15 protein-coding genes are annotated in these 12,118 nt (G+C 70.9%); 8 read left to right on the top strand and 7 right to left on the bottom strand.

Annotated elements, in window-relative coordinates; all coding sequences use genetic code 11:
• Positions 1–49: 49 nt before the first annotated feature.
• A complete protein-coding gene (locus tag HW445_RS07030) occupies positions 50–601 on the top strand; it encodes an MOSC domain-containing protein (protein WP_180220158.1) in 552 nt (183 codons plus the stop codon).
• Positions 602–660: 59 nt separating this feature from the next.
• Entirely contained in the window at positions 661–1,227 is a 567-nt protein-coding gene (locus HW445_RS07035; protein WP_180220159.1) for a YdeI family protein, read from the top strand.
• 488 nt (positions 1,228–1,715) lie between these two features.
• On the opposite strand, the gene HW445_RS07040 is transcribed toward HW445_RS07035, so the two are convergent.
• Positions 1,716–2,417: a hypothetical protein gene (locus HW445_RS07040; protein ID WP_180220160.1), complete on the bottom strand. Its 702-nt coding sequence runs from the start codon at positions 2,415–2,417 to the stop codon at positions 1,716–1,718.
• A 473-nt stretch (positions 2,418–2,890) separates the two neighbouring features.
• Positions 2,891–3,877: an alpha/beta fold hydrolase gene (locus HW445_RS07045; RefSeq protein WP_180220161.1), complete on the bottom strand. Its 987-nt coding sequence runs from the start codon at positions 3,875–3,877 to the stop codon at positions 2,891–2,893.
• 144 nt (positions 3,878–4,021) lie between these two features.
• Here HW445_RS07045 and HW445_RS07050 point away from each other — a divergent pair, with 144 nt between their 5' ends.
• Positions 4,022–4,651 carry a helix-turn-helix domain-containing protein gene (locus tag HW445_RS07050; RefSeq protein ID WP_180220162.1) on the top strand — a complete coding sequence of 210 codons (630 nt, stop codon included), beginning with the start codon at positions 4,022–4,024 and terminating at the stop codon, positions 4,649–4,651.
• Positions 4,652–4,823: 172 nt separating this feature from the next.
• Here the strand turns inward: HW445_RS07050 and HW445_RS33385 are convergent, their stop codons facing one another.
• The 4 genes from HW445_RS33385 to HW445_RS07070 form a co-directional block, all read right to left on the bottom strand.
• Entirely contained in the window at positions 4,824–5,669 is an 846-nt protein-coding gene (locus tag HW445_RS33385; protein WP_180220163.1) for a hypothetical protein, read from the bottom strand.
• A 226-nt stretch (positions 5,670–5,895) separates the two neighbouring features.
• Positions 5,896–6,237 carry a DUF5713 family protein gene (locus HW445_RS07060; protein ID WP_180220164.1) on the bottom strand — a complete coding sequence of 114 codons (342 nt, stop codon included), beginning with the start codon at positions 6,235–6,237 and terminating at the stop codon, positions 5,896–5,898.
• Between the two features lie 325 nt (positions 6,238–6,562).
• The gene (locus tag HW445_RS07065) at positions 6,563–7,591 is read right to left on the bottom strand and encodes an NADPH:quinone oxidoreductase family protein (RefSeq protein WP_180220165.1); all 1,029 of its coding nucleotides are present in this window, start codon (positions 7,589–7,591) and stop codon (positions 6,563–6,565) included.
• 45 nt (positions 7,592–7,636) lie between these two features.
• Positions 7,637–8,002, bottom strand: coding sequence for a MerR family transcriptional regulator (locus HW445_RS07070; protein ID WP_180220166.1), 366 nt, complete (start codon positions 8,000–8,002; stop codon positions 7,637–7,639).
• 306 nt (positions 8,003–8,308) lie between these two features.
• On the opposite strand from HW445_RS07070, the gene HW445_RS34100 reads away from it, so the two are divergent.
• The 3 genes from HW445_RS34100 to HW445_RS07085 all read left to right on the top strand — a co-directional run bounded on the left by HW445_RS34100 (position 8,309) and on the right by HW445_RS07085 (position 10,306).
• Positions 8,309–8,617, top strand: a complete 309-nt coding sequence (locus HW445_RS34100) for a hypothetical protein (RefSeq protein ID WP_306673284.1) — start codon at positions 8,309–8,311, stop codon at positions 8,615–8,617.
• A 27-nt stretch (positions 8,618–8,644) separates the two neighbouring features.
• Entirely contained in the window at positions 8,645–9,157 is a 513-nt protein-coding gene (locus tag HW445_RS07080; RefSeq protein WP_180220167.1) for a hypothetical protein, read from the top strand.
• 171 nt (positions 9,158–9,328) lie between these two features.
• Positions 9,329–10,306 carry a phosphotriesterase gene (locus HW445_RS07085; RefSeq protein WP_180220168.1) on the top strand — a complete coding sequence of 326 codons (978 nt, stop codon included), beginning with the start codon at positions 9,329–9,331 and terminating at the stop codon, positions 10,304–10,306.
• 21 nt (positions 10,307–10,327) lie between these two features.
• On the opposite strand, the gene HW445_RS07090 is transcribed toward HW445_RS07085, so the two are convergent.
• Positions 10,328–10,897, bottom strand: a complete 570-nt coding sequence (locus tag HW445_RS07090) for a TetR/AcrR family transcriptional regulator (protein ID WP_180220169.1) — start codon at positions 10,895–10,897, stop codon at positions 10,328–10,330.
• A gap of 151 nt (positions 10,898–11,048) precedes the next feature.
• Between HW445_RS07090 and HW445_RS07095 the strand changes: the two genes are divergently transcribed.
• Positions 11,049–11,537, top strand: coding sequence for a nuclear transport factor 2 family protein (locus HW445_RS07095; RefSeq protein WP_308798546.1), 489 nt, complete (start codon positions 11,049–11,051; stop codon positions 11,535–11,537).
• A 171-nt stretch (positions 11,538–11,708) separates the two neighbouring features.
• Positions 11,709–12,118, top strand: a 410-nt coding sequence (locus HW445_RS33395; RefSeq protein ID WP_257230910.1) for a hypothetical protein, incomplete at its 3' end; no start/stop codon positions are given.

Below are 12,118 nucleotides of genomic sequence, written 5' to 3' on the forward strand. Positions count from 1 at the left end.
TCGCGGCCCCTAGACTCGGCCGTCGCAGACCGAGGGCAGGGGGAGCGCGATGACGACCGGTGGCCAGGTCGCGGCGGTGAGCCGCCACGAGGAGTACGGGTTCAGCAAGCCCAACCACGCCTCCGTCACCCTGCTCGAGGGTCTCGGGGTGGAGGGCGACGTCCACGCGGGCGAGACGATCCGCCACCAGTTCCGCATGACCTACGAGCCGGACCTGCCCAACCTCCGCCAGGTCCACCTGATGCACGAGGAACTCTTCGACGAGCTCGCGCTCAAGGGCTACGCGGTCTCCGCGGGCCAGCTCGGGGAGAACATCACCACCCGCGGCGTGGATCTGCTCGGCCTGCCCACCGGCTCCCTGCTCCACCTGGGCGAGGAGGCGGTGCTCGAGGTGACGGGACTGCGCAATCCGTGCGCGAAGATCAACGACTTCCGGGGCGGGCTGCTCGGCGAGATGTTCGCCATCGATCCCGGGACCGGGGAGTTCACCTTCAAGGCCGGCGTCATGGCCGTGGTCCGCCGAGGAGGGACGGTCCGCCCCGGTGACGCCGTCGAGGTCGCACTCCCGGCCCCTCCCCACCGGCCCCTGGAACGAGTCTGAGACGCAGGTGACCCGCGCGCGGCAGGTTCCCCTGGACGGGTCGGACCAGCCTGGCCCGCATGGAGGACTTCAACGGGGTGGAAGTCGTCGCGTTCCCGGATGCGGCAGCCTTCGAGGACTGGCTGGCCGAGCACCACACCCGCCGCGAGGGCGTGTGGGTCAAGGTCGCGAAGAAGGCCTCGGGGATCGCGTCGGTCACGGACGGCGAACTGGTCGACGTGGGGCTGTGCTGGGGCTGGATCTCCGGGCAACGCCGGGGCCTGGACGACCGGTACTACCTGCAGAAGTACGGGCCACGAAGGCCGAGGAGCCTGTGGTCGCGGGTGAACGTCGAGAAGGTCGCGGCGCTGGCGGCGGCGGGCCGGATGCGGGAGCCGGGCCTCGCCGAGGTCCGGCGGGCCCAGGAGGACGGCCGCTGGGACCGCGCGTACGCGTCGCAGGCGACGGCCGCCGTCCCCGACGACCTCGCCGCGGCGCTCGCCGCCGACCCGGTCGCGGGTGCGGCGTTCGACGCGCTCGACCGCACCGCCCGCTACCTCGTGCTGCTCCCACTGCTCCAGGCCGCGACGCCGGAGACCCGGCGGACGCGGCTGCCCGTGCCGTTGACCGACCCGTACGCAGGCTGAGGGGAGCGAACTGCTCATCCGTGCCTCCGGTGGCAAACCGACCGACCCCGGACGTGAGGGAACGCGCGGAGACGTACACGGACCGCGCCCTCCCTGGGCGAAGAGACCGGTACTCGCGCACGGGCCTACCTGACGGCTTACTGTCCATCGAGCAAGGCGCACAGGATGCGTAGCCGCACGGGGTGCACGAGGAGATCGACTGGTTCCGGAGCTGGCTGCTCGGCGTTGTGGCTCCGGTGGGGGAGGAAGGGTTCGGCTCCCCTCCAGAATGAGGCCGGTGGGAGGACGTGTCGTCGGGTGCATCGAGCGTGCTGCTCGAGGTGGTCGGCAAGGCCGTACACGGGGCCTGACCGTTCTGCGGATTGCGCGGTCAGGGACCTGTCGGGAGACTGACGGAGGCGGAGACGGATTGAGGGTGCCTGTCCGCCGTACACCGGGCGGGTGAGCTCGGCCAACGCGACTGCGATCGTGGCGGGGGCCGCTGGTGTTTAGGTGCGGTCTTCTTCGGCGAGCCGCACCAGGACATCCAGGTCCGGGACGTCGAGCGCCGGTATCCGCAGCCAGGCGAACGGGAATCCGTACGCGCCGCCGTCGGCCTCGTACTCCATGCGGAGCATCGCGCCCAGTTCCTCTTCGTCCTCGGAGAAGATGACGACGCTGTAGCGGCATGAGGTGATGGTGCGCCAGGGGATCATCTTGCCGTCATGGTGCAGTCCTTCCGCCGTGGCGGTCAGTGGGCCGAAATTCACCTGGCCGCCAGCCGCGAGTGTCGCCTTCGCCCTGGCGAGATGCAGTTCGGTCACCGGAGCGGTGACGCGCTGCATCAGCGGCGCGATGCCGGAGGGCGGCGAGGACGACAACCGGCCGGTGCGAAAGGCGGGCTCCGGCGTGACGACGGGCGGGTCGGCCAGCAGCGAGCCCACGACCGTGCCGTCGGTGAACTCCAGCAGCAGTTCATGCAGCCACTTCGTGATCACCACACCGTCGGCCGCTTCGCCGTCCATGTCGTTGGCGTGCCACACGTGGGCTACCTCCGACCACTGATAGGCGCGGCGCTCACCGCCGTCGGTCAGCACCACGCCGCCATCGTGCACGGCGAGCGTCACCGCCCGCCGCCCGCCAGGTCCGTCGACATGCGCAGGCAGCGTCCCGCGCGCCGACCCGGCCGAGAACTCCGGCTCGCCCGTCACCGGCACGTCCTTCTCCGGCGGGGACTTCTTTCGCCACCAACCAGCCATGAGCTCTCCCCCCGGCGTCGCCATGCAACACCGGTGGTTTGCACCGGAGTTGGCCAACAACTGCACCCCGGCGAGCACACTATCCGGCGGACAGGATTCGGGGCCAGAGCATCGTGTGCGGCTGTACGCGATGCAAGTCGTCGAGGGCGGCCTCCACTCGGCTGGGATCAAAGGGATGCCATAACCGCCAGCCCGGCGAACTCGTCCGTCAGCTCCGGGCCGCCCGGCCGCCAGGACCCGACCGCTCTCCAAACCTGATTCCTGCGCCGACGCACGGTAGTTGTCACATAGGCGCGCTGGTTGTCACCGGCGTAGTGGAGTACGTGCGGTGCGACTGTTCGGCATCACCGAGCAGGCCGGCACGTGTGACCTCGGCGCGGCCCACTCGCAACGCACCGCCAAGCTGCTCCGGTAGCCCGCCTGTTTCAGCTTTGCATCGTGGCGAGCCAGTCGGTCAGCAGGCTGTTGACCTCGTCGGGGCGTTCCTGCTGGATCCAGTGGCCGCAGCCTTCCAGGATGTGGGAGGCCGACAGGCCGGGGAGGGTGGTGGAGTAGGCGTTGATGGCGTCGGACATCCAGGTGGTGGAAGCGTCCAGGGCGCCGCCGATGAACAGGGACGGCTGCTTGATCGGGGCTCCGCGGTGGGGGGCGAGTTCTTCCCAGTCCCGGTCCATGTTGCGGTAGCGGTTGAGCGCACCGGTCAGGCCGGTGCGCTCGAACTCCGCGGCGTAGACGTCGAGGTCGTCCTCGCTCAGCCAGGCCGGGAGGACCTCCGTGGGGAAGCGGTCGCGCAGCCGGCCGCCGCGGGCGATGAAGTGCGGGTCGGGCTCGCCCTGGGCGGGCATGGTGTCGGCGGACAGGGCCGCGTAGAAGCCCGCGAGCCAGCCGCGGACGTCGGGCTCGATCTCCGCCTCGGCGCGGCCGGGCTCCTGGAAGTAGGAGACGTAGAACTCCTGCTCGGGGCCGCCGATCCGGCCGAAGATGTCGGTGGGGCGGGGGCCGCCGGGCGGCGCGTAGGGGACGCTCAGCAGGCCGACGGCGCTGAAGGTCTCGGGGTGGAGCAGGGCGGAGGCGGCGGCGATGTTGGAGCCCCAGTCGTGGCCGACGACCACCGCGTTCTCCTCGCCGAGGGCGCGCACGACGGCGACGTTGTCCTCCACCAGGTCGAGCATCCGGTAGGCGTCGGTCGCCTCCGGCTTGGAGGAGCGGCCGTAACCGCGCACGTCGATCGCCACCGCCCGGTAACCGGCCGCGACGAGGGCCGGGAGCTGGCGGCGCCAGGAATACCAGGACTCGGGGAAGCCGTGGACGAGCAGGACCAGCGGGCCGGTGCCCTGCTCTACCAGGTGCAGGCGCCCGGCAGGGGCCTCGACGGTGCGGTGGCGGAGTGCGACGGTCGGCTCGGATCGCATGGGATTTTCTCCTTGGTTCGCGGGCGGCCGGTGGAAACCCGTCGATCATGCGGCGTTGCGGCCACTTGGCGCGATCAGCGTTGCCATTCTGGCAAGGTTGCAGGACAGGGCGGCGAAGCGGCGCGACGGGAAGGAACGGGGACGGTGGCAGGTGACGACGTGACCCAGACGCTGGCGGCGATGGGGCCGCGGCTGCGGGTCGTGCGCGAGCGCCGTGGCGTCACACTCGCCGATGTCAGCCGCGCGACCGGCATCTCGCCCAGCACGCTGTCGCGGATCGAGACCGGCCGGCGCAAGCCCACCCTGGAGGTGGTGCTGCAGCTGGCGAAGGAATACGCAGTCGCCCTGGACGAGCTGGCCGGCACCGCACCCGCCCCTGCGACCGAGCCCCGCAGCACGGCGCCGCACAGCTTCGGCGACGACAAGGCGGTGTTGCCGCTGACCCCATACGTCGGCGGCCTGCACGCCCACAAGCACGTCCTGCCTGCCGTCGCGAAGCCGCCCGGGCGGCCCCGGCAGGTGTCCCACGAGGGCTACGAGTGGCTGTGCGTCCTGTACGGGCGGTTGTGGCTCACACTCGGCGACCAGGACCTCGTCCTGACTGCCGGGGACGTCGTCGAGTTCGACACCCGCATCCCCCACGGAGTCGCGAACGCCGGCCCCGCCGGGCCGGTCGAGTATCTGATCATGTTCGGGCCTCAAGGAGAACGTCTACGGCTGCGCACCCCTCCAGCCGCCGACCGCGGGACTGGTGGCAGAAAGGCTGCTGAATGAGCAGTTGTGACAAGCCGCGTGCCTCGTCGGTGACAACCACACTGCTTCGCTCGGCCTCATTCGCCACGTCATCCGGCACTGCCGGTGACAACTACTGAGCTTCGGCTCAATTCCTGAGCCGAAGCACGATAGTTGTCACATGAGCAGGCGTGTTGTCACCTGCGAGGCAACGTCATCGGATCCCGGCATGCCTCATCCTCGCCTCGGCTTCGTTGCGTCCCAGCGCATCGAAGCCGTCGAGATGGAACTTCTTGGCGTTGGCAGCGCGCACCCACAGGCCTGCCGCCCAGCACAGTTGCAGTTCGTAGTTGCTCAGCGCCCGCCCGCGCGCGGTTCGGTACTCCTCCAGGAAGGCCACCGTCCGTTCGACCGAGGCGTCTGCACCGGTGGGCCCGCCCTCGAACATGGCGGAGGCCTGGCCGATGATGACAACCTCGGGCTCGTAGACCACGCTGTCCCAGTCGTGGACCGCGAGTGGCCGGCCGTTGCGAAACTTCACAGTGCGGCCGTCCCAGTCTCCGTGTCCGAACACGCAGGCAGCGTCGCGCACCTCTTCCAGCCGCTCGCGTAAGGCCGTGCCGAGTTGGTCGAGCCACGCCGTGGCGGAGCACCGTTCAGCTTTGAGGTCGACGTTCCGGTCGTCCGGGACCGGCCAGACGCCGTTCTCCTTGTGGTACCAGTGGACCCATGCGGGAGCTGGTCGGAGCAGCGGCTGCGAATCCAGATTCTCTGCGCGGGTCACGAAGTCGGCCAGAAGGCCGGCGAACTGGCGGGGGGCATCGGCGGGCGCGGGCTCGCCACCCCCTGGCACGGAAGTCTCGGCGCCGGCGACCTTCCCGCCCAGCGGCAACGGACCGGTCAATGGTTCCGGGCAGGGGAAACCCGCCTGCCACATCCAGCGTTGCACCCAGGTACAGACTCCCAGCCGCGCATCGGCGTCGCGGATCTTCAGCTCCACCTCGCGGCCGTTCGTCAGCCGCAGGCCGTGGACCACGGACAGGTTCCCCGCCGTGAACATGCGCTCTCCCCGCTTCTCACCGATGCTCGGGAGCCGGCCGTGCCGAGCCGGCTCGCGAGCGCTTCCATCGCGATGGAGAGCTTCGGGCAGCCATCGTTTCCGCTTGCTGCGCTGTGCCACTCATCGGTCCCCGTGGCCGGCGCGGGGGAGCCTCACCGATCGCGGCCCGCGACCCGCGACGCTTCACGCCGAGCCGGCAGTCGGCAGTCGGCCGTCGACCCGTCGATCACCAGTCCCGGGTGGCGATCAACTCCTCCACGTCCGCATCCGTGAACCCGTAGGCCGACGCCACGAACCAGAAGTCCTCGGCGATCGCTTCCCGCGCGACGGTCTCGATCTCGCTTCCCGCTGCCGCGAATTCCTCATCCAGGAGGTTGAATTCCTCCGTCGCGTCCTGGGTGAGCGCGTAGAGAGCCGCCAGGTTCGACGGCTGCTCGGCCTCGATCCGCTCACACAGCCGCAGCAGGATCGCCCTGCCCTTGTCAACGACGTGGTCGGGGTAGTACGAGTCCGCGTACAGCTGCCGCAGGAACGCGTGCCCTGCTGCCTGCTGGTTCGTGATCGGCACAGTGGTGTCCCGTCCTCTGGGAGAAGTGACACGCCGATCATGCACGGCGCCACCGACAACGACTCCACCCTTCGGCGTCGGGGCCGGCCCTGACCGGTGCCCTCACACGCGCCGCTCACCGAATACGACCGGTCGTCCAGGGTGCGGGGTGTCTCGGTGACGCGGGCGGTGGCGATGATCCGACCGATGTCGCGGGTCGGGTGAGCACCCAGGGCAGGGCGGTGAGATCGCTGATCAGGACGAGGTGTGCGGTGGGCATGCGCCTACGTCAGCGAGTGGCGCGAGCTCGGCGGACCGGGCGGGGTGTGCGGGGCGTCGGGAAGAGTCACAGGCGTTCCTGGCGCCAGGGGTCGAGGGCGTGCTTGCCGAGGGTCTCACCGGCTTCGAGTCGCCGCAGGATCGTCGGCCCCTCGGCCAGGGCATGGACGTGGGGGGTGCCGGGCGTGTACACGCCGTGGGCGATGAGGGCCTCGATCTCGACGAGCAGCGACCGGTAGACGGACGGGGCCGCGACCGTCAGCGCACCGATGTGCAGGCCCTTGACCTGGACCTGGTGCGTGAAGACCAGATCGTGTGTGGTCAGGGTGGCGTCGCCGGAGGCGGCGCCGAACACGACGACGCGTCCGGTGAAGGGTTTGGTGACCGACAGGCTGGTCTTGAAGGTGGCCTTTCCCACCGATTCGAGGGCCAGGTCGACGCCGTCGGTCAGGCGGGTGATCTCCTCCGCCAGGTCGGGGCGCCGACTGTCCAGGACCTCGTCGGCGCCGAGGGCCTTGACGGTGTCGTGCTTCGCCGGTGACGCCGTGGCGATCACGCGTGCGCCGTAGTGGCGGGCGAGGCGCACGGCGGCTTGCCCCACCCCGCCGGCCGAGGCATGGACGAGCACCACCTCCCCCGCTTTCACCTCGCCCAGCGGCTTCAGGGCCGCCAGGGCGGTGGCCCAGTTCAGCACCATGCCGAGGGCCTCGGCGTCGCTCCAGCCGGACGGCACCGGAAGGACACCCGCGGCCGGCATCGTCATGTACTGCGCGAACGCGCCCGGGCCGATACCCACGACGTGGGTGCCGAGCCGAAGCGGACTCTCGACGTCCGGGCCGATGCCCACGATCTCGCCGGCGGCCTCGAAGCCCGCCACGTACGGGGCCTGCGGGCCCCCGCCGTACGTTCCACGGGTCTGCATGACGTCGGCGAAGTTGATCCCGGCGGCGCCCACGCGGATGAGGTACTCGCCGGGCCCCGGCGTGGGGCGGCGGCGATCGGTCGTCAGGATCAGATCCTCCGGCCCCCGACGGGACTGCTGGACCAGTGCTCGCACCGTCTGCTCAGCGGTGTTCTCCCGCTCGTTGGTCTCCATGCGCCGAGCGTAGGAAGCTGACACTTACGTCAAGGTCAAGTGGCCTCAGGCATCAGTACGGCGGGCCTCCCGGAGGTAGGCGTCGAGTGCCGCCTGCTGATCGCTGAGTGCGGCGATGCGAGCGGCGAGCCGGTCGCGGTAATCCTGGACCTCGTGCAGGAACTCCGCGCACACCGCGTCGCCGCCGGCATCGGATCCGTCGGTGAGCCGGGGCAGGAGGTCCCTGATCAGCCGCACGGGCAGCCCGGACTCCAGTAACGAGCGGATGACGAGCACCCGGTCGATCGTGGTGTGGCAGTAGTCGCGGAACCCGTTGCTGAAACGGCCGGGGACGATCAGGCCCTCGTCCTCGTAGTACCGCAGCGATCTCGCGCTCACACCGCTGACCCGGGAAGCCTCGCTGATTCTCATACCCGGAGACAACGCCCGGGAGCACCGCGGTCTTCCAGCACTCGCCACGACGAAGCGACGAGCCGCTCAGGCGTCGACAACGTCATGCCCCCGCAACACGAGCCGGCCGAGAGCACCTTGAAGTCGGCGGGAAGGACGTTCGGGGCTCGGGCGAGGCCACGGCCGGCGTCCTTTCGTGATCGGTGTTCCCTGCGAGCAGTCGGCCCGGAACGGCCGCCGTCGCAGGCGCCGTTCACTGGAGGTGGGGCGGCTGTTGGTGCGTGGAGTTCGGCCCAGGTGATCTCGCCGGGGTCGGAGGTGCGGGGGGTGACGCCCCAGGCGTCGGCGAGGGTGTCGACGACGAGGAGGCCGCGGCCCGACTCGCCGCGGCTGCACAGGTTCCACCACCGGGCCGGCGCGAAGGGCCTCGGTTTCGGCATCGTGGTCGTCCCCGACACCCACACCCACACCCACACCCGAACCGACGCCGCGACCGACCCCACCGAGGCGGCGCTCCGCATGACGTACTACGTTCTTGCCACCCGCGCCCGTGAGGAGCTTCACCTCGGCCACGACGGCGACGCGGAGCCGCCGCACCTGGCCCAGGTGCCGCCCCGGCCGCTTCGACGGGGCTGAGACCGTCACCCCCTAGGAGGCGTTCGTATGAGCAGTGCGCAGCCGGCCGGCAGTCTCTGGCGGATGGACGAGGACGACGGTGGCCACCTGGCCGGCCGGTGGTGGAAGTGGGCGCTCTCCGCCCCCGAGCACCGCAACCCCGTCCGGGACACCACCGGTGAGCACGGGGCGTGGGACCAGCCGGCGGACGTGTGGTTCCTCGCCGGCACCTACGGGGGCCGCGTGGAGCGCCGTTGCGCGATACCCGCGGGGCGGCCGGTGTTCTTCCCGGTGCTCAACGTGCAGCACACCTGGGAGTACTCGCAGGAGCACCTCGTGATGCGCTTCGAACGTGCCGACGCCTCGCTGAACGGCGTGCGCCTCGCCCTGCGCGAGTTCCGCGGCGGCTTCCGGCTCGACGGTGAACGGCGCCTGGCCTGGGGTGTCTGGGGCGGTCTGGAACCGCTGGCCCCCGGCCACTACGTGCTCGAGATCAACGGCAGGGCCGGTGACTTCGTCGTCGACACGACGTACCACCTCGCCGTCACGGCGGGGCTCTGAGACCGCTCCGGCGGTCGCTGCGCCGGTGGGGAGTGCCCGCGGGCCGGGGCGACGGGGAACCACCGGCGCCGCCTCCGCTCCGGCCGGCCGGCGTCCGAACCGATTGATCCCCGGCCGGGCAGCCGGTACGGTGCGCCGACCTGCCCGCGGTGACCCAGGGAGTCGTGAAGCATGGGCCTCGTCCCGACTGTTCGCGGAGAGATCGACGCCGGTGAGCTCGGCCGCACGTACATGCACGAGCACCTCTTCATCCGCACGGCCGACGTGCAGCGCAGCCGCCCCGAGGAGTGGGGTGACGACGGGACGCGGATCGCCGACGCGGTGAGCAGGATGCGGGCGCTGGCGGCGCAGGGCGTGCGCACGATCGTGGACCCGACGGTGCTCGGGATGGGCCGGGACGTCGCGCTGGTGCGGCGCGTCGCGGAGCAGGTGCCGGAGCTCAACATCGTGGTGGCGACCGGGATCTACACCTACGACAGCGTGCCGTTCTACTTCCGGCACCGCGGCCCCGGACTCGCGCCCGGGACGCCGGACCCGATGGACGAGCTGTTCGTCGACGAGATCACCCGCGGCATCCCCGGCAGCGGTGGCGTGCGCGCCGGGATGCTCAAGTGCGCCATCGACGCCGAGGGGCTGACGCCCGGCGTGGAGCGCGTGATGCGGGCCGTGGCCCGTGCGCACCACCGCACCGGGGCGCCGGTCACCGTCCACACCCACCCCGGCAGCCGCACCGCGGGTGAGGTGAAGCGGGTGCTGTGCGACGAGGAGCAGGTGGACCCCTCACGGGTCGTCCTCGGGCACAGCGGCGACTCCACGGACTGCGACTACCTCGCCGAACTCGCCGACGACGGCTTCGTACTGGGCATGGACCGGTTCGGTCTCCATCTCGACGTCACCTTCGAGCAGCGGGCCGCGACGCTGGTCGAGATGTGCCGACGGGGGTACGCCGGGAGCATGGTGCTCTCGCAGGACGCCGCCTGTTACATCGACTGGATCGACCCGGAGGCCCTGCCGCTGCTTCCGCAATGGAACCACCTGCACCTGGGAGAGGAAGTCCTGCCCCACGTCCGCGAGTTGGGGGTGACCGACCAGCAGATCAGGACCATGCTGGAGGACGTGCCGCGCCGCCTGCTCGCCGGCACCGGGTGAGGCGGCCGGCGAGCCCCCGCGTCAGGACGCTCCCAACAGGGCCGCGGCGGCCGTCCGGGCGTGACGGGCGGACGACGGGTCGCCGCTGATGCCCGCGGTCACGATCGCTCCCTCGGCGAGCAGGAAGACCGGCTCGACGGCGGCCGGCGCTCCGGCGGCGCGGACCCACCGCGCGATCTGGTCGCGGAAGGCGTCCTTGTGGGAACGCACCTCGGTCAGGACCGCCTCGGAGGACGAACCGAGCTCGCCGAAGGCGTTGATCCAGGCGCATCCGCGGAAGCCGGGTTCGGCGAACCACTCGGCCAGCCAGTCGAAGACCGTGAGCACGCGTTCCCGCCCGTCCGCGACCGCGTCCACCCGGGCGGTCAGACCGCCCCGCCACCGCCGGTCGCGACGCCTGAGCACCGCCACCACGAGGTCCTCCTTGGTCGCGAAGAGCCGGTAGATCCGCTTCAGGGGAAGGCCGGACGCCACCCGGACCTGATCCATGCCGACCGCCTGGATCCCCTGCTCGTAGAAGAGGCGCTCCGCCGTGTCGAGAAGCCCCTCACGCGCCAGGCGGTTCTGCTCCTCGGTGATCGGGGCGGGCATCGGGACTCCTTGCGTTGAGAACGGGCGTTCTCTACCTTAGCCCCCGTGCGTCATGGAGAACGACCGTTCTCTACTTGAGGAGGCCGCTGTGCCGAACGTCCCGAACAGCCCGAAGGGCCCGGAGAGCCAGAACGGCCCGGGCATCCCTGACATCCCCGATGCCCCCGCGACGCCGAGCGCGCCGGAGGAGCGCCCGCCCTGCCCCCCGTTCACCCGGGAGACCGCCCTGCGGAAGGTCCAGGCCGCGGAGGACGCGTGGAACACCCGTGATCCCCGGCGGGTGGCCCAGGCCTACACGCACGACTCGGCGTGGCGGAACCGCGACGTCTTCGTCAGGGGCCGCGAGGAGATCGTCGCCTTCCTGACGAGGAAGTGGGAGCGCGAGCGGGACTACGCGCTGCGCAAGAGCCTCTGGTCGTTCGACGGGAACCGGATCGCCGTGCGCTTCCAGTACGAGTGGCACGACGCGCGGGGCCGGTGGTGGCGCAGCCACGGCAACGAGATGTGGGAGTTCGACGAGCACGGTCTCATGCGGCGGCGCGAGGCGAGCATCAACGACGTCGCCATCCGGGAGGCCGACCGGCGCATCCTCGGGCCGCGGCCCGCCTCCGAACGGGGGATCGACATCCCGCTCGAGTAGCGCCGCCTACGCGGCCGCCCCCGCCGGACACAGCTCCTGCACCGGATCCTCCCCGGACCTGAACCGGGTCTCGGCGGGAACGCCTCGCTTCTGCTGAACGATGCGGAGCCGGGAGAACCGTCCGATGCACCGCAGACGAAGGCGCCGTGACCGCGCCGGATTGTGACCGCCATGAGTGACTACAGGCCCCTGCCGCCGGAACAGCACGGATACGGCCACGACGCGCGCCGAACGGTCCAGGCCTACCCGCCTCCCTCCTCCCGCCCGGCGGCCTTCCCCGACCCGGCTCCCGGGGGCAGGGCCCATGGCGGCGGCACCGGGAAGCACCGGGCGGCCCTGGTGGTCCACACCGTCGCCGACGTCGCGGCGGCCTTCCTGGGGCTGTGGATCGTGCTCTACCTCGCCGACGCCAACCAGGGCAACGTCTTCGTCGACTTCGTCAAGGGCGTCGCCGGCGGCCTGGCCTGGTGGTCGCAGGACATCTTCACCATGGACGCCGAGCCCTTCCGTGTCTTCCTCAACCACGTCCTGCCCGCCGGTGTGTACCTGGTCCTCGGCCACGGGGCCGCGGCCTGGCTCCG

The sequence above is a fragment of the Streptomyces sp. UH6 genome (assembly GCF_013421635.1).
GTDB classification, from domain to species: domain Bacteria; phylum Actinomycetota; class Actinomycetes; order Streptomycetales; family Streptomycetaceae; genus Streptomyces; species Streptomyces abyssomicinicus.